Source organism: Corynebacterium canis (assembly GCF_030408595.1).
GTDB classification, from domain to species: domain Bacteria; phylum Actinomycetota; class Actinomycetes; order Mycobacteriales; family Mycobacteriaceae; genus Corynebacterium; species Corynebacterium canis.
This window is the reverse complement of the sequence record NZ_CP047080.1, coordinates 77416-93140: the sequence shown is the minus strand read 5'-3', so window position 1 is coordinate 93140 and position 15725 is coordinate 77416. Positions and strand designations below refer to the sequence as shown.

Sequence of the window (15725 nt, the reverse complement as noted above, 5' to 3'; positions counted from 1 at the left end):
CCCCTTGGCACGCCAAAACCCTCCGCATGGGATACACGGAGGGTTTTGTATCGCGCGCCCGAAGGGATTCGAACCCCTAACCTTCTGATCCGTAGTCAGATGCTCTATCCGTTGAGCTACGGGCGCAAACCGTTGCGCTGTGCAACGTGAACATACATTACACCTGACCTGCGAAAGTCAACAAATTCGCAGGTCAGGCCATGCTCGCTAACTTGTTTGGCTACAAGACCAGGCCGAATACTGGCACGGCGAGCAAGTATGTAGTGAGCGTGATCAGCACGATGCCGATGAGGTTGAGCCACAACCCACCGCGGATCATTTCGCCGATCTTGACGTACCCGGAGCCAAAGGCAACCGCGTTCGGCGGCGTTGCCACCGGCAGCATAAATGCGCAGGTGGCGGCGAGCGCAACCGGAATGGTCAGGATCAGCACGTTTTGGTTGCCCGCCTCGGTGAGCCCAATACCCACGGCCACACCTGCAATGATCGGCAGGAAAGCCGCAGCGGTGGCGGTATTGGAAGTGAACTCGGTCAGGAAGATAATCAGCGTGGTGACGGCGACAATCATCAGGATGATCGGCAACACGTGCAGGCCCTTTGCCAGTTCGCCGATATAGAGCGAGAGCCCGGAATCCGTGAACATTTTAGATAGCGCCAGGCCACCGCCGAAGAGCAACAGTACGTCCCACGGCAGCTTGACGGCCGTCGGCCAGTCAATCAACCGGTGACCGTCCTTGTCCACGGGGATCATAAACAGCAAGATCGCGGCGGTCATACCGATTGCGGAGTCCGCAATGCTGAGCTTGGAACCGGTCAGCTTCAGTGCAATCGGAATGAAGATCCAAGAAAGCGCCGCCGCCAGGAACACAATCGCGGTGAGGATTTCGCCGCGCTTCATTTTGCCCATCTTGTTCAGTTCATTTTGGATAACTTCCCTGCCGCCCGGAATGGTCTTCATTTCGGGCTTATACACGGTGGTCAGAATAAACCAAGCCAAAATCATGTACACGATCGCAAGTGGGGTCCCCACCAGCATCCACTGCCCAAAGCCGATATGCACATCGTGGTTTTCGGAAAGATACGCCACAAGAAGCGCGTTCGGCGGGGTACCAATGATTGTGCCCAGCGAACCAATAGATGCAGCGTATGCGATGGCCAGCATGAGCGCGGTGGCAAAGTTGCGTTGTTTATCGTGGCCGCCGACAATGCCTGCGGTCAGCGCAAGCACGGACAACCCGATGGGAAGCATCACCACAGCGGTCGCAGTATTGGAAACCCACATGGAGAGGAACCCGGTTGCCAGCATAAATCCGCCGATGAGCTGCTTTGGTTTGGTCCCCACCGCCAGCACCACAAGCAATGCGAGCCGCCGGTGCAGGTTCCACTTTTGCATAGTGAGCGCGAGGATAAACCCGCTCATAAACAGGAAGATCGTGGGCGAGGCGTACGGCGTGGCAATATCATCGAACTTGACCACTTGCAGTACGGGGAATACCACCAGAGGAACCAGCGCGGTTGCGGCCAGCGGAATGGCCTCGGTCATCCACCAGGCACCCATAAGCACCGCCGTTGCAGCGGTGATGCGCATGGCCTCATAGCTATATTCGGCTTCTGGGTCTTTGGCCACCGCGCTGACGAGGTCGACCGCAGAGGCGGGGAAGAAATAATAGACCAGCAGCGCTAAGGCAAGGCCACCGATCATGCCTGCCGCTTGCCGCGGCCAGGCGCTGATGTCGTGGGAACCGTCCTCAAGCTTGTCCGCGTCGACGACTTTTGGTTCCTTCGTCGCTTCTGTACTCATAAGAAATCCCTATGCTTTTGCCCTTAGGCCTCCCCCGTGTACCGCTGTAACGGATTGGAGCAAGGCCCTTTACAGTCTTCGGCCACAACGCTTGCGCAGTGATGCACGTCTCATATCTGCTGCGACCTAGTCTAACCGTACAACGTTTAGTGGCTACACCCGACTCTTAGGCTGCTCTCAATTAATCGAAACCCCAAGTACACGCCATTACACCCGCAAGCCCACAATGTTTTATTCATCTTTACCCTCCCCCGTCGCCGTCCTGACCAGTGAAAACCGCGCACTACCAGCGATTTCTTCGCAATCTTTCACAGTTACAGCCGAGACACTACACAACCCTACACACCACCCCCGAATGAGGCCCTTACCCGCAAACCACCCATCACGAATGCCCGAGGGCACCGCGCCCCCGAAGGGATTCGAAACCTTGCCGCCCGCTGCCGCTGAATTCACGCAAGCAACGCAAACACTCCCACAACACCCCCAGCACACCACAAAACCCCACCTAAAACCTACGTCCTAGCTGGGGTTTCAACGTGCGCGCCCGAAGGGATTCGAACCCCTAACCTTCTGATCCGTAGTCAGATGCTCTATCCGTTGAGCTACGGGCGCTTTGCTCGCATTGAATGTGGCGGAGGCGAGAGGATTTGAACCTCCGGTCCTCGGTTAGGAAGACAACTCATTAGCAGTGAGTCCCATTCGGCCGCTCTGGCACGCCTCCATGTTCAATGCGAGACTTCATTATCCTACCCATCGCGCCCGGTCACCACCAAATACCAAGGCCACGCGGTATGGTTGCAACATGATTCGCGCTGACCTTACCGCCCTTCCCGATTATGTTCCTGGCACTCGTGCGGAGGGCGCTTTGAAGCTTTCCAGTAATGAGACGGCGTATCAGCCGTTGCCGTCGGTGGTGCTGGCGATGCAGGCCGCCGCCACGACTACGCACCGCTACCCCGATATGACGTCTTCCGTGCTTATCGACGCCCTCGCCTCCCGCCTCAACCTGCCCAGCGAACAGGTGGCCGTGGGTTGCGGCTCTTCGGCCTTATGCCAGCAATTAGTCCAGATCACCTGTGCGAATGCTTCCGACGAGGTGATTTTTCCGTGGCGTAGTTTTGAGGGCTACCCCATTTTCGTCCAGGTCGCCGGCGCCACCCCGGTTGCTATCCCGCTTTCGGAGGATCACCGTGTGGATCTCGCGGCGATGGCGGCCGCCGTGACTCCGAACACGCGGTTGATCTTTGTATGTAACCCGAATAATCCGACTGGCACCATCGTTTCCAAGGCGGAGTTTCAGGAGTTTATGGCCGCCGTCCCCTCGAACATTATCGTTGCCTTGGACGAGGCATATTTCGAATACCTGCGTACCGAGGACACCCCCTTAGCCCACGAGTTGATCCACTCTTATGAAAACCTCGTTGGCCTGCGCACGTTCTCCAAGGCTTTTGCCTTAGCGGGTGCCCGCGTGGGCTATGCCTTCGGCCCGGCCCCTATCATTTCGGCATTGCAGAAGGTGGCCATCCCCTTTGCGGTCAATAGCGTCGCCCAAGCGGGTGCCGTCGCCTCCTTGCATGCCGCCGACGCGATTCTCGCCCGCACCAACGAGGTGGTGTTCGAACGTGAGCGCGTGGCCGCCACCCTGAAAACCATCGAATCCCAGGCCAATTTCGTATGGATCCCCGGCGCTTCTGCCGAAACCGCCCAACTCCTCGCGGACCGCAATATTCTTGTGCGCTGCTTCCCGGAGGGCATCCGCATTACCGTCACCAACCCCTCCGAGATGGATCGCCTCATCGAAGCTTGGAAGGCAATCTCCGACCACTAACCCGCCTGAGCGTAAACTGAGGTTTCGCTCTAAGGAGGCAAATGGTCGATGATAAAAAAGATTTTCCTGCCGCTAGCACTAGCGGCAACCTCCGTCATGGCTGGTTGCAGCAATGATGACGGTGCGAATTCACAAACGCCCAGCACCGCCACAACCACCACGTCCGCAACCAGCAGCAGCAGCGAACCGACCACACCTCGGGCCGAGCAGCAACAACCGGTCACACCACCCCCGGCCGAACCAGCAGCCACGAACGAGCCATATGTAGTCGAATGCCTCCTCGACACGCCGGGGCAATCGCTCATGTCCGATGGTACCGTCCGCAATACCGAGTACTGCGGCAGTCAGTCGGGCGCCCAACCTGATCCCGCAACTATCCCCTTTGCCAACGGAGGCACGTGCCCGCACTACCAGTGCGGTTACGGCGTCGACGCCAACGGCAACCCTAACCCCAGTAGCGGAGAGCTCCAAAGCCTCTACGCTTGCGAGACTGGAGCCATCACCGATCAGGAGTTTTGCACATCGCTTCGAGAGCGCGCGAGTCTTTACGGCTGGTAGCTCCACCCGCGTAAACAAACATTCCCCAGCACCACATGGAACTGGGGAATCGTTGTGCGGAAGTAGAGGGATTTGAACCCCCGGTCCGTTTCACGGGACGCTCGCTTTCAAGGCGAGTGCATTCGGCCGCTCTGCCATACTTCCTTTTGCTACCTGGAAACGGCAGCGGGCTAAGTTTACCTGATTGTCCCCCGAGTGCACGATTTTGCCCTAGCCTGGTACCCATGAAGGCGATTATTTTGGCGGATCCGAGCGATAAAACTTCCTTGACGCTGGCAGAGGTTCCCACTCCGACCCCGGCCCCCGGCGAGGCGCTGGTGAAGGTTTGCGCTGCGGGTGTGAATCGTGGGGACTTGTTGCAGGCTGCTGGCCATTACCCGCCCCCGCCGGGCGCGAGCGAGATCATGGGTTTGGAGTGCGCGGGCATTATCACGGACCCGGGTACCACCAAGTTTTCTCAAGGCGATCGGGTGGCCTGTTTGCTTGCGGGCGGCGGTTACGCGGAGTACGTGGCCGTCCCCGAGGGCCAGCTCATGCCGCTCCCGGAGGGTTATTCCTTTGCGGAGGCGGCCAGTATCGTCGAGGTGGCGTGCACGGTGTGGTCGAACTTGGTCATGTTGGCGGGCCTGCACGAGGGCCAAACGTTGCTGATCCACGGCGGCGCGGGCGGCATTGGCACCTTTGCCATTCAGTTGGCCAAGGCGCTGGGGTGCACGGTGGCGGTTACGGCGGGTTCCGCCGAGAAGCTGGAGGCGTGCCGGCGTCTGGGCGCGGATATTTTGATCAATTATCGCGAGGATGATTTCGCCGAGGTGATGAAGAATAAGGCGGACGTCATCCTGGATATCATTGGCGCAAAGTACCTGGATGCGAATATCCGCGCCTTGGCGATGGACGGTCACCTCGTGATCATCGGTTTGCAGGGCGGCATCAAGGGTGAACTGAACATTGCTCGCCTGCTTTCTAAACGTGGTTCTATTTCCGCGACGGCATTGCGCGCACGCGATTTGGAGGATAAGGCGCGCATTGTTGCGGACACCGTCGAGCACGTGTGGCCGCTGCTGGCCGCAGGCACGGTAACGCACCAGATTCACGCTACGTTCCCGCTTAGCGACGCCGCTTCCGCCCACGCCGCGCTCGCTTCCGGCGAGGTCACGGGCAAGGTTATTCTTGCGGTGGCTGAAAGTTAAATCCCCAGCTCACTCCGAATCGGTCGGTGAGGTTTCCGTAGTGGTCACCCCAAACGCAGATGCTCACATTGCCGATGGCAAGGCTAGGCGAGTGAAGCGACCACCCGCGTGAGCTGATCGATATCGTTGGTGGTGTTAAACGGCGCGAGGCCGATGGTCACGGCGCCACCCGCATCCGCCACGCCCATCGCATTGAGCAGGGGGTCATTGGGGCTGACGGTGGTAACCAGGCCATTGGCGGCGAGGCGTTGCTGCACCGTCTCCGCTGGCACATTGTGCACCACAAAGGTGAGGCGTGGCACGCGGTCGATGCGGCCGACGTCGCCATACTCGGCGGCCTCCCCGGAAATGCCCACGAGGTGCACGCGCGGCAGGCCACGCAAGGACTCAATCGCATAGTTGTTCAGTGAACGCAGGTACGAATTCAACTCCTGCATGCTCACGTGCAGGCGGCGACGGCGCTTGCCCATCGCGTCCTCGTCCAGATCCGCCATGTGGTCCACCAGCGTTGCCACGCCGCCGAGCATGCCGGCCGCCATGCGGCCCAGCTCCAATTTCTCAGGCCCTTCCACGCCCTCTCGCAGCGATGTAAGGCGCGGGAACATGGAAGTGTCTCGGAAGACCAAGGCGCTGACGTTCGGGCCGCCCATAGCGGCGCAATCGAAGGCGAGGATATCTACGCCCCACGCGTCCATGTCGATGGGCCGGTAGCCGATCACGGCGGTGGCATCCACCAAGACCCATGCGCGGGAGCGCTCGTGGACGATATTGCTGATCTCTTCCACGGGCACCACGGCACCAACATAGGGGTGCGCGGCGGCGAATGAAACCAATCGGGTTCCCCCCGTTATGAGGCTCCGGAATTGCCAGTCTGGGAGGTCCCCCGTACCCAGATCAGGTTGCGCCCAAGATACTTGGGTATCGGAGCGCCGAAACGGGTTGGTTAAGATCCGGGAGTCTGCTTGCGAGAGGACGACGCTGTGGGAGCGGAACGGCAGGGCGTCGGCAAGCGATCTGTACAACATTTCTAAGTTTGGCCCCAGCACTACACAGTCTGCGGAGGCACCGACCAAGTCTGCGATTGCCCAGCGTGCGGAATCTGCAAAGCTCTTACCTAGTGGGCGTCCTTGTTCCTGCGAACGTGAATGCGACCCTGTGGAAGGCTCAACCTGCGCAACAGACGGAGCCATACGGAAGGATCGCGCCACAGCGCCGGAAACCTTTTCAGGTATCTGAGGGCTCTCATGAGCGTTTAGGTAGGTCCAACCGTCACTCAAGGAGACGTAAAGCCCGCGTACTCGGGCCACGTCAAACACCATCTGTTACTCACTCCTTGCCGTGCGAAGATACCCACCTAGTATGCCTGCTTCACTCGATTTGCGCGACTATACAGCTAGGGTGGTCTTTGTGTCAGAAGTAGCATCGAAGAGGTTTCGGCAGGAAGACATCGATCGAATTACGCAAGTCGATCCTGCTCATGCACCCACATCCCAGTCAAAGACTTTTCATGCCGCATGGTCAGACCTTGTGAATGGTTTTCGCCAGCATGAGTTGTGGCTGCAGTTAGGTTGGCAGGACATAAAACAGCGTTATCGACGAAGTGTTCTCGGCCCCCTGTGGATAACAATCGCCACCGGCGTGATGGCTTTAGCGCTTGGGCTACTCTATTCGGTTCTTTTCAAAATACCGGTAGCAGAGTTTCTTCCACATGTGACCGTTGGTTTGATCATGTGGAATTTTATCTCGGGAGCAATCAAAGAAGGCTCTGACATTTTCATAGACAACGAGGGGCTGATCAAACAATTACCCTCAGCGTTGTCTGTCCATGTGTATAGATTGGTCTGGAAACAGACGCTTTTCTTGGCACACAACATGGTTATTTGGGTAGTATTGATGCTAGTTTTCCCCAGGCCATTGGGCTGGCAAGTACTTCTCGCGTTCCCCGCAATGTTTCTACTCATTCTGAACGGGGTTTGGGTAGCGATGTTTTTTGGAGTAATCGCCACCCGCTACCGCGACGTGTCCCCCCTTTTGGAGGCACTCACACAGCTACTGTTCTATGTCACGCCGATCGTGTGGACCACCCAAACCCTGAAAGAACAAGGTGGCGAAATCCAGTCCCGCGCCCGCCTTGCGGAGCTGAACCCGCTGTACCACTACATGGAGGTAGTTCGCGCCCCACTCATCGGTGTTGATTTGCCCGCATACCACTGGTGGGTTGTACTTGGCTGCACGTGCTTCGGCCTGCTGATCGCATTGCTGGCAATGAAGCAGTGGCGGTTCCGCGTAAGTTACTGGGTTTAGTAGACGGAGATACAACTCAAATGGTTGCCATTGATACCTATAATGCCTGCGTAGACTTCCCGATCTTTGACGCGAAGTCCCGCTCCATGAAGAAGGCGTTCCTCGGCGCTGCCGGCGGCGTGATCGGCCGGAACGCGGACAACGTTGTGGTGGTGGAGGCGCTGAAGAACATTAACCTGCACCTGCGCGAAGGCGACAGGGTGGGCCTCGTGGGGCATAACGGCGCGGGCAAGTCCACGCTGTTGCGCCTGCTTTCCGGCATCTACGAGCCCACACGTGGTTCCGCGCTTATCGACGGCCGCGTCGCCCCCGTCTTCGATTTAGGCGTCGGCATGGACCCGGAGATTTCCGGCTATGAGAACATCATTATTCGCGGGCTGTTTCTGGGTCAGACGCGTAAGCAAATGAAGCAGAAGATGGATGAGATAGCGGAGTTTTCCGAGCTCGGCGAGTATTTGTCCATGCCATTGCGCACCTATTCCACGGGCATGCGTATCCGCCTAGCCCTGGGCGTGGTCACGTCGATCGAGCCGGAAATCCTGCTGTTGGATGAGGGCATTGGCGCGGTGGATGCGGCGTTTATGGCGAAGGCGCGGGTGCGCTTGCAGGAGCTGGTGGAGCGCTCCGGCATCCTGGTGTTTGCCTCCCACTCCAATGACTTTCTCGCCCAGTTGTGCGACTCCGCCCTGTGGGTGGATCACGGGGAAATCCGGCAGGCGGGCGCGGTGGACGATATCGTCGAAGCCTACGAGGGCAAAGGCGCTGCGGACCATGTTCGTCGCCTTATGGAACGCATGGAAAAAGAGCGACAAGAAGCCTCCAAGGAAGCCGCTTCCTAACTCGGCCCCTAAGGGCGTTCAAGGTTCGGGAATTACCCACCTGAATGCCCTTTTAAGGCGCGCTTTATCCGGGGCAAATTGGGGGAATTAGCTGGCCAGGACGTCCGCAATGGTAACGATCTTGGCAAATCTCCCAGATAGCACCGCACAGGTTCTGTCTATTACCTCGGCCGCCGGAATGGGTTCTTCTTGGCCGCGAACGGAAATCGGGTGGGTAGCGGTAGCGTCACGAATGAATTCCACTTCATAGCCAAGGTCGGAGGCTAGGCGGGCGGTGGTTTCCACGCATTGTTCGGTGCGAATGCCCACCACTTGGATCGTGTCAATGCCGCGGAAGGTAAGCATCTGTTGCAGGTTGGTGGTAGTAAACGCATTATGGCTGGTTTTGGTAATCACAGGTTCCCCACCAGCGGGAACAAGGCCGGGCTGCAATTGGACTAAGCCGCCGGCGGGGTCGAAGGGCCCCTTGGTGCCGAGGTCCGCGTGCAGCACCCACACCACGAAGTGCTTCTTCATTCGGGCGTGGTCCACCAGCTTGGCGATCTTCGCCGCGAGATCTGGGTCTGAGATGTATTCCCAGCTGGGCAATTTGCGGAAGGAATCTTGGACATCGATGACAAGCAGTGCAGTACTCATATATCAATTATGAAGACCTTTGCGGGCCACCCGCACAGAACTACGAAAATCGATGCCCGCTAGGTATGTGATTTCTTCGCCTCTAGGGCGGCGCGGATCACATCGGCGTTGTAACGCAGCGCGCCCACATAACTGTCTAGCGGTGCGGTATCGCCCAGCGAGCCCACCAGCAATTCGCGATCCGCAAGGGCGACCTGGCCGCCGCGGGCGCGCACCACGTCCTGCACCGCCCGCACGCCGCCCGATCCGCTCACATTATCGGGGAACAGGGTTTTGATATTGCGTTCCAGGACAAGGTCGCCGAGCTCCTTGGCGTGACCCGCGGCGGCGTGCACCTCGAAGCCGTACTCCTTGCCAAAGTAGTGAAATCCGTCATAGCTGCTAATAAGCACGCGCATATCTTCCGGGATCGCCGCAACTTGCTCTGCCACGTAGGCCGCCGCTTCGTCGATACGCCGCAGGTAGATGTCCTCGTTGGTGCGGTAGGTTTCGGCGTTCTTCTCATCGGCGGCGATAAGCTTGGCAGCCACGGCGCGCACCACTTCCTGCCATATCGGAGGGCTCATCCACACATGCGGGTCTGCCAGCAGCGACTGCGGAATCGTCGCGGAAACCCACGCGGTGCGGGTGGGCTGCACTAGGGAATCCGCGTCGGTGATCGCCTTCAGCACGGCGTATTGGCGGGTATCTTGCGCCTCCAATTGATCGCTCAGCAACGATTCCAATTGCGGGCTGGTCCACAACACCACATCGGAACTTTGGATCTTCTTAATGTCCGCGAGCGTTGGTTCATACTTGTGCGGGTTTCCGCCGGGCCCCACCATCACGGTGATTTCCGCATCGGGTGCGATATTGCGCACGATATCGCCGATAAAACCGGTAGTAGCAAATACAGTAAGGGCGGAGTTTTTGGGAGTTGGGCGTTCTACCCGATCCTCCACATAGCTATGAGTGCAGGCCACAAGTCCGCCAACCAACACGAAAGTACCCGCAGCACGCAGGAAGTTGCGGCGGTTTATCGTATAGTTTGCTCTCATGAACCCCTAGTCTAAAGAGCACAATTTTCAGCACCGACCGGCGCGCTGCCATTCGGGGGTGATTAAGAAAACACCTCTGGTTGTGCAAAATTAACCCTACCCTGCGTTCTTGCATTTTCATTCGAACACAAGGCGGGGGTGCGGCAGGGCGTGCGGGGAGGCGAGCGCGGCGTCGAAAAGCGGCGGTGGAGTGTGGGAGAATGTGCGCATGCCTCTCTCCCCCACTGATAATGTCGCGGCGGTCATTGTTACGCATCGGCGCGTTGAATTGCTGCAGCATTCGCTGCGCGTGGTTGCGGCGCAAACGCAGCCGGTGAAATGGATCATCGTGGTAGACAATGGTTGCGAAGAAGCGGTGGAACAACTGGTGCGGGAGGTGGCCGGCGAGCGCGGCGTATACCTGCCCTCGCGCCATAATTTGGGCGGGGCGGGCGGCTTCGCGTACGGTTTCCTCACCGCGCTCGCCCTGGGTGCTAACGCCGTGTGGTGCGCCGACGACGATGGCCGCCCCGAAGGCGCAAAAGTGCTGGCCACGCTGCAAGAATGCGCCGCCCGGCACGGGCTGGAGGAGGTTTCGCCGGTGGTGTGCAACCTGGAAAACCCGGAGCGCCTGGCGTTTCCGCTGCGCCGCGGCGTGGAATGGCGGAGGTGGCGTGCGGAGCTGGTCAATCCCGCCGACCCCGGGGACGACCTCTTACCCGGAATCGCGTCTTTGTTCAATGGCGCGCTGATCAGCAGCCACGCCCTCGAACGCATCGGCGTGCCGGACCTGCGGCTGTTTATTCGTGGCGACGAAGTTGAGTACCACCGCAGGCTCGTCCGCTCCGGCTTGCCGTTTGGCACGTGTTTAACGGCGGCGTACCTGCACCCCGATGGTTCGGACGAGTTTAAGCCGATTCTGGGCGGGCGGATGCACACGCAATACCCGGATAACCAAAGCAAACGCTTTTTCACATACCGGAATCGCGGTTTCCTGATGAGCCAGCCGGGCATGCGCAGGCTGCTGCCGCAAGAATACGCCCGCTTCGCGTGGTTCTTTTTGGTGCAGCGGCGCGACCCGGCCGGTTTTTGGGAGTGGTTCCGGCTGCACCGGATGGGCCGCAAGGAACGCTTCGAGCGGCCTTAACGCTTAAAGATCACCATGCGCTGGACCAGGAAATTGATCACCGTGGCGGTTCCTTGGGAAATAAGGAAGGCGAACAGGAACGCGAGCTTTTCGCTCAGCACGCCGTCCAGCAAATAGAACAGTAGTTTGTGGCCGCCGACGTTGACGCCGTAGGTAATGCTGTAAAGGACAACCACCGCTAAGAAGCGTTTCGACGACGCCTCCGCCTGGAACGTCCAGCGACGGTTAATCATGTAGGCCGTCAACGTACCAAAAATAAAACCGACGGTGCGGGAAACGCCCGGGCCGAAGCCGAGGATGATCTGGAATAGGTACGACAAACCTAGGTCTACGACCGCCGCGATACCGCCGGAGACAATGAAGCGGATCGCCTGAGTGCGGGCGCCCAAATCCTGCGGCGTGTCCGTTGACGTTGAAACTTCAGTCACGTTGGGAAATGCTACACGTTTAGCCGCGTTCCGCAGCGCTGGATGGCGCGCGCAGCAGGTCGCGATAACAATCCAAGCGTTCGACCACGGAACTGCCGACGATGCGCTGCAATTCCCGCAGCGAGGCGGAACACAGGGCGCGGATGCCATCGGCGGAGAGGCGGGAATCGTCATCATCCACCCAGCCCAAGGCCTCCATGGTGGTTTCCGCAATATGATCCGTGAGCTTCGGGCCGCTCAAACAACTCAGCGCGAGGATCAGCGACCAAAACGCGTCCCGCCCGGCGGCGTCCTCTTCTAATGGGAGGGTGGTTTCGCGCTGGTCGCGGGCCTCGGTGGGGGCGGGCAGGTCCAGCGCCTGCAGCAGGGAAACAAAATCCCGGATGCGGGAGCGTTCGATCACGGATGCGACCTCGGGGTGGACGCGGCGCAGGATCGCCTCCGTGGTGGCCTTGCCGGTAAGCAACTCATTGATCGCGCTGGGATTAAATTCCTCCCGAAGCGAACCGGAACCCGCAATGCACAGGGCGCGCGGGGTGCCGCGATCGCGCGGGTAGGTCTCTAGGGTTTCAAGGTCGATGTCCCACAGGCCCCACCGGAAGCGCAATCGGGGATACATGTGCAGGCAACTCTGGGGGTCCACGGTTTCCGAGCCGTAGTGGAACGACCACGGTGAATTCGCCTGCAGGCTAAAACACGTCCGTAGGATGCCAGCCACCTCGGTGAGCGAGAGCGCGTCATTCACACCAATGGTGCGCTGGATTGCACCCTCGTGGTGAGAAAGTTCCGCATGGAGCAGCGCGGTTCTTGGTGCGCGGTGCATCATAAAAGCCAGGGTAGTTATTTTTCGCCCGGCGTGTCTCAACCGCTACTTGCGGATTCCCAGCGGCGTCCGCGCATAGGTTACGGCGCCAGCCAGCGCGCCGAGCAGGGTGTGCGGCTTGCGGATCCCGATCTTGCGCAGGCCCGCCGCCACCAGGGCATCGGCCTTGGCCGAGGCATACACGGCTGCGGCTACGCCGCCGATCTTCAGCCAGGTGGTGGCTGGGCCGTCTTCGGTGCCGTCGAGCTCCAGCATCTCCAGGCTGATGTCGTTGTCTGGGTCTTCGTCATTATTGATCACGTAGATGCCACCTGTGATCAATGCGGCGATGATCGCGCGCCGCAGCCACGCGTTGTGAACATAGTCAGGAAGTGCTGTGATTACGGCTACCAATCCTGCGCCAGCGATACGTGAAGTGTTCATATTGGCAACGATAGCCGAGGTAGTGTTGTGACCATGTTTGGCTTGTTCAAAAAGAAGGCGCCCGCACCGCACATCGCCGCGGAAAACACCAACACCCCGCTGAATAACTTCATGACCATGTTGATGGCCCAGGAGCTGCCGCTTTTGGATAGCAAGGACCGGGTTCGGGTATACGAGATCCTCAATGAATACGACGGTCCGGAGATCACTTCCCAGGAAGAATTGCCCGCCGAAATCCGGCAACTTATGGACCTCTAACCCCAAAAAGGCCCCACCCATACCCCATCTTTCCCCCAGGCTTCGGATTTTCTCATCTTGGGCACATCACGTTTGCGCGGGAGGCAACGCATCGGGGCGGACCAGCGATATTTGCCTCACAGGTGCAGCAAAGCGACGCCTAGCGTGACTAATAACACGGGCCCAGTGGGCGTCGAAAAGCGTAAGGCGGTCGACAAACCCGCAAATAGGGGTACCGTGGTAAAACGATGACGAGCGATAAGGGCAAGTCCAGCACCGTTGCTTCGACCGGTGCTTCTGGGGCCCTCCACACAGAAGCCAAATCCCTCACCGGCTGGGGCCGCACCGCCCCCTCCACAGCCGAAGTTCTTTCCACACCAGACCTAGAAACAATCTGTAACGCAGTACGCCTCGTTGCTGAGCAAAACGACTCCAAACCCTCACATTTACGGCGCGGTGTTATCGCCCGCGGCATGGGTCGTTCTTATGGTGACTGCGCCCAAAATGGTGGCGGCCTCGTCGTGGACATGCAGGCATTCAACCAGATTCACAGCATCGACCCAGATACCGCGATCGTTGACGTCGACGGCGGCGTCACCCTCGACCAGCTGATGAAAGCGGCCCTGCCCTACGGGCTGTGGGTTCCCGTGCTCCCCGGCACCCGCCAAGTGACCATCGGCGGCGCCATCGGCCCGGATATCCACGGCAAGAACCACCACTCCGCCGGCTCCTTTGGCAACCACGTGGTGTCCATGGAACTGCTCGTGGCGGACGGCCGCATCCTGCACCTTGAGCCGGAAGGCACCCCGGACGATCCGGAAGGCGAATTGTTCTGGGCCACCGTCGGCGGCATGGGCCTGACCGGCATTATCGTGCGGGCGCGCATCAAGATGACGCGCACGGAAACCGCGTACTTTATCGCCGACGGCGACCTGACGGGGTCCCTCGACGAAACCATCGCGTTCCACTCCGACGGTTCGGAGAAAAACTACACGTATTCCTCGGCTTGGTTCGATGCCATTTCGGCGCCGCCGAAGCTGGGCCGCTCCGCGATTTCCCGCGGCTCCCTAGCCACGTTGGCTCAACTTGAAGAGCTGGCGCCGAAGCTGGCCAAGGATCCGCTGAAGTTCAACGCCCCGCAGCTGGTGACGGTGCCGGACGTGTTCCCCTCCTTCACCATGAACAAGCTCAGCATGATCGCCATCGGCGAGCTGTGGTGGATCAAGTCCGGCACCTACAAAAACAAGGTGCAAAACCTCACGCAGTTCTACCAGCCGCTGGACCTGATCGGCGAGTGGAACCGCGGCTATGGTTCGCGTGGTTTCCTGCAGTACCAGTTCGTGGTGCCGCGCGAGGCGGTTGATCCGTTTAAGGAGATCATCCACGATATCCAGCGTTCCGGCCACTACTCCGCGCTGAACGTGTTCAAGTTGTTCGGTGAGGGCAACCGCGCGCCGCTCTCCTACCCCATGCCGGGTTGGAACGTGTGTGTGGACTTCCCGATTAAGCGCGGGCTCGGCGATTTCCTCGACGATATTGACCGCCGCGTGATGGAGTTCGGCGGCCGCCTGTATTTGGCTAAGGAGTCCCGCACGCCCGCGGAGCGCTTCCACGCGATGTACCCGGGCATGGAGGGTTGGTTGAAGACCCGCCATAGTATTGACCCGACCGGCGTTTTCGCCTCCGATATGTCCCGCCGTCTCGAACTGCACTAAGAAGGATTTACCATGCTGAATGCTGTGGGCAAGGCCCAGAATATTTTGCTGCTCGGCGGCACGTCCGAGATTGGCAACGCGATTGTTGCAGAGTTTCTTACTAAGGGCCCAGCGCACGTCACCCTTGCCACTTTTCAGGGCGATAAGCTTATCGACGCCACGGTGGCCAAGCTGAAGGCGGCGGGCGCAACGTCCGTGGACGTCATCGATTTTGATGCGCGCGCGTTTGATACGCACCCCGAGGTGATCGATCTCGCCTTTTCCCAAGGGGATGTGGATGTGGCTATCGTCGCCTTTGGTGTGCTGGGGGATAACGAAGAGCAATGGCAGAACCAGGACAAGGCTGTCGATGCGGTGCAGATCAACTACACGGGCGCGGTTTCCGTGGGCGTGTTGTTGGCCGAAAAGTTTAAGGCTCAGGGCCACGGGACGATCATTGCGATGTCCTCGGCGGCTGGCTTGAAGGTGCGCCGCTCGAACTTTGTGTATGGTTCCGCCAAGGCGGGGCTGGACGGTTTCTACACCCAGCTTGGTGAGGCGCTTCGTGGTTCCGGTGCCCACGTTTTGGTGGTCCGCCCGGGCCAGGTGCGCACCCGTATGAGCGCCGGCGTGAAGGAAGCCCCGTTCACGGTGAACCGCGAAGATGTAGCAGAAGCGGTGGTCCAGGCTACCTTGGACCGCAAAGATACGGTTTGGGTGCACCCCGTGTTTAAGTACGTGATGATGGTTCTCCAGCACCTGCCTAAAGGAATCTTACGGCGGCTACCCATCTAACTTGTC

16 protein-coding genes and 4 tRNA genes are annotated in these 15725 nt (G+C 59.3%); 9 read left to right on the top strand and 11 right to left on the bottom strand.

Annotated elements, in window-relative coordinates:
- Positions 1-53: 53 nt before the first annotated feature.
- The 4 genes from CCANI_RS00445 to CCANI_RS00430 form a co-directional block, all read right to left on the bottom strand.
- Positions 54-126 (bottom strand) — tRNA-Arg (locus CCANI_RS00445).
- 94 nt (positions 127-220) lie between these two features.
- Complete coding sequence (locus tag CCANI_RS00440; protein ID WP_146324759.1) at positions 221-1801, bottom strand: SLC13 family permease; 1581 nt, start codon at positions 1799-1801, stop codon at positions 221-223.
- 539 nt (positions 1802-2340) lie between these two features.
- A tRNA-Arg gene (locus CCANI_RS00435) sits at positions 2341-2413 on the bottom strand.
- A 17-nt stretch (positions 2414-2430) separates the two neighbouring features.
- Positions 2431-2522: transfer RNA gene (locus tag CCANI_RS00430), tRNA-Ser, on the bottom strand.
- A gap of 81 nt (positions 2523-2603) precedes the next feature.
- On the opposite strand from CCANI_RS00430, the gene CCANI_RS00425 reads away from it, so the two are divergent.
- Both CCANI_RS00425 and CCANI_RS00420 read left to right on the top strand, forming a co-directional pair.
- A complete protein-coding gene (locus CCANI_RS00425; protein ID WP_146324758.1) occupies positions 2604-3629 on the top strand; it encodes a histidinol-phosphate transaminase in 1026 nt (341 codons plus the stop codon).
- Positions 3630-3677: 48 nt separating this feature from the next.
- Positions 3678-4187: a hypothetical protein gene (locus CCANI_RS00420; protein WP_146324757.1), complete on the top strand. Its 510-nt coding sequence runs from the start codon at positions 3678-3680 to the stop codon at positions 4185-4187.
- A 57-nt stretch (positions 4188-4244) separates the two neighbouring features.
- On the opposite strand, the gene CCANI_RS00415 is transcribed toward CCANI_RS00420, so the two are convergent.
- Positions 4245-4331 (bottom strand) — tRNA-Ser (locus tag CCANI_RS00415).
- Positions 4332-4411: 80 nt separating this feature from the next.
- Here CCANI_RS00415 and CCANI_RS00410 point away from each other — a divergent pair.
- Positions 4412-5377 carry an NAD(P)H-quinone oxidoreductase gene (locus tag CCANI_RS00410; protein ID WP_146324756.1) on the top strand — a complete coding sequence of 322 codons (966 nt, stop codon included), beginning with the start codon at positions 4412-4414 and terminating at the stop codon, positions 5375-5377.
- An 83-nt stretch (positions 5378-5460) separates the two neighbouring features.
- Here CCANI_RS00410 and CCANI_RS00405 read toward each other — a convergent pair whose 3' ends face one another.
- Entirely contained in the window at positions 5461-6696 is a 1236-nt protein-coding gene (locus CCANI_RS00405) for an aminotransferase class V-fold PLP-dependent enzyme (protein WP_186750302.1), read from the bottom strand.
- A 40-nt stretch (positions 6697-6736) separates the two neighbouring features.
- On the opposite strand from CCANI_RS00405, the gene wzm reads away from it, so the two are divergent.
- Together wzm and wzt are read left to right on the top strand one after the other, a co-directional pair.
- The gene (wzm, locus tag CCANI_RS00400) at positions 6737-7681 is read left to right on the top strand and encodes a galactan export ABC transporter permease subunit Wzm/RfbD (protein WP_146324755.1); all 945 of its coding nucleotides are present in this window, start codon (positions 6737-6739) and stop codon (positions 7679-7681) included.
- 20 nt (positions 7682-7701) lie between these two features.
- On the top strand, positions 7702-8520 hold the full coding sequence (gene wzt / locus CCANI_RS00395) for a galactan export ABC transporter ATP-binding subunit Wzt/RfbE (protein WP_146324754.1): 819 nt from the start codon (positions 7702-7704) through the stop codon (positions 8518-8520).
- Positions 8521-8607: 87 nt separating this feature from the next.
- On the opposite strand, the gene CCANI_RS00390 is transcribed toward wzt, so the two are convergent.
- A complete protein-coding gene (locus CCANI_RS00390; RefSeq protein ID WP_146324753.1) occupies positions 8608-9156 on the bottom strand; it encodes an isochorismatase family protein in 549 nt (182 codons plus the stop codon).
- A gap of 59 nt (positions 9157-9215) precedes the next feature.
- Positions 9216-10193: a metal ABC transporter substrate-binding protein gene (locus tag CCANI_RS00385; protein WP_146324752.1), complete on the bottom strand. Its 978-nt coding sequence runs from the start codon at positions 10191-10193 to the stop codon at positions 9216-9218.
- A 208-nt stretch (positions 10194-10401) separates the two neighbouring features.
- Between CCANI_RS00385 and glfT1 the strand changes: the two genes are divergently transcribed.
- A complete protein-coding gene (glfT1, locus tag CCANI_RS00380) occupies positions 10402-11319 on the top strand; it encodes a galactofuranosyltransferase GlfT1 (protein ID WP_146324751.1) in 918 nt (305 codons plus the stop codon).
- On the opposite strand, the gene CCANI_RS00375 is transcribed toward glfT1, so the two are convergent.
- From CCANI_RS00375 to CCANI_RS00365, 3 genes are read right to left on the bottom strand one after another with little or no spacing between them, the layout of a single operon-like run.
- Complete coding sequence (locus CCANI_RS00375) at positions 11316-11747, bottom strand: GtrA family protein (protein WP_246118247.1); 432 nt, start codon at positions 11745-11747, stop codon at positions 11316-11318. The genes glfT1 and CCANI_RS00375 overlap by 4 nt on opposite strands.
- A gap of 19 nt (positions 11748-11766) precedes the next feature.
- The gene (locus CCANI_RS00370; RefSeq protein WP_246118246.1) at positions 11767-12573 is read right to left on the bottom strand and encodes a hypothetical protein; all 807 of its coding nucleotides are present in this window, start codon (positions 12571-12573) and stop codon (positions 11767-11769) included.
- A 42-nt stretch (positions 12574-12615) separates the two neighbouring features.
- Entirely contained in the window at positions 12616-12993 is a 378-nt protein-coding gene (locus tag CCANI_RS00365; RefSeq protein WP_146324749.1) for a hypothetical protein, read from the bottom strand.
- A gap of 33 nt (positions 12994-13026) precedes the next feature.
- On the opposite strand from CCANI_RS00365, the gene CCANI_RS00360 reads away from it, so the two are divergent.
- From CCANI_RS00360 to dprE2, 3 genes are all read left to right on the top strand, one after another.
- Positions 13027-13251 (top strand): hypothetical protein, encoded by a 225-nt coding sequence (locus tag CCANI_RS00360; protein WP_146324789.1) that lies wholly within the window; start codon positions 13027-13029, stop codon positions 13249-13251.
- Between the two features lie 227 nt (positions 13252-13478).
- Positions 13479-14945: a decaprenylphosphoryl-beta-D-ribose oxidase gene (gene dprE1 / locus CCANI_RS00355; RefSeq protein ID WP_146324748.1), complete on the top strand. Its 1467-nt coding sequence runs from the start codon at positions 13479-13481 to the stop codon at positions 14943-14945.
- 12 nt (positions 14946-14957) lie between these two features.
- On the top strand, positions 14958-15719 hold the full coding sequence (gene dprE2, locus CCANI_RS00350) for a decaprenylphospho-beta-D-erythro-pentofuranosid-2-ulose 2-reductase (protein WP_146324747.1): 762 nt from the start codon (positions 14958-14960) through the stop codon (positions 15717-15719).
- The last annotated feature ends 6 nt before the right edge of the window (positions 15720-15725 follow it).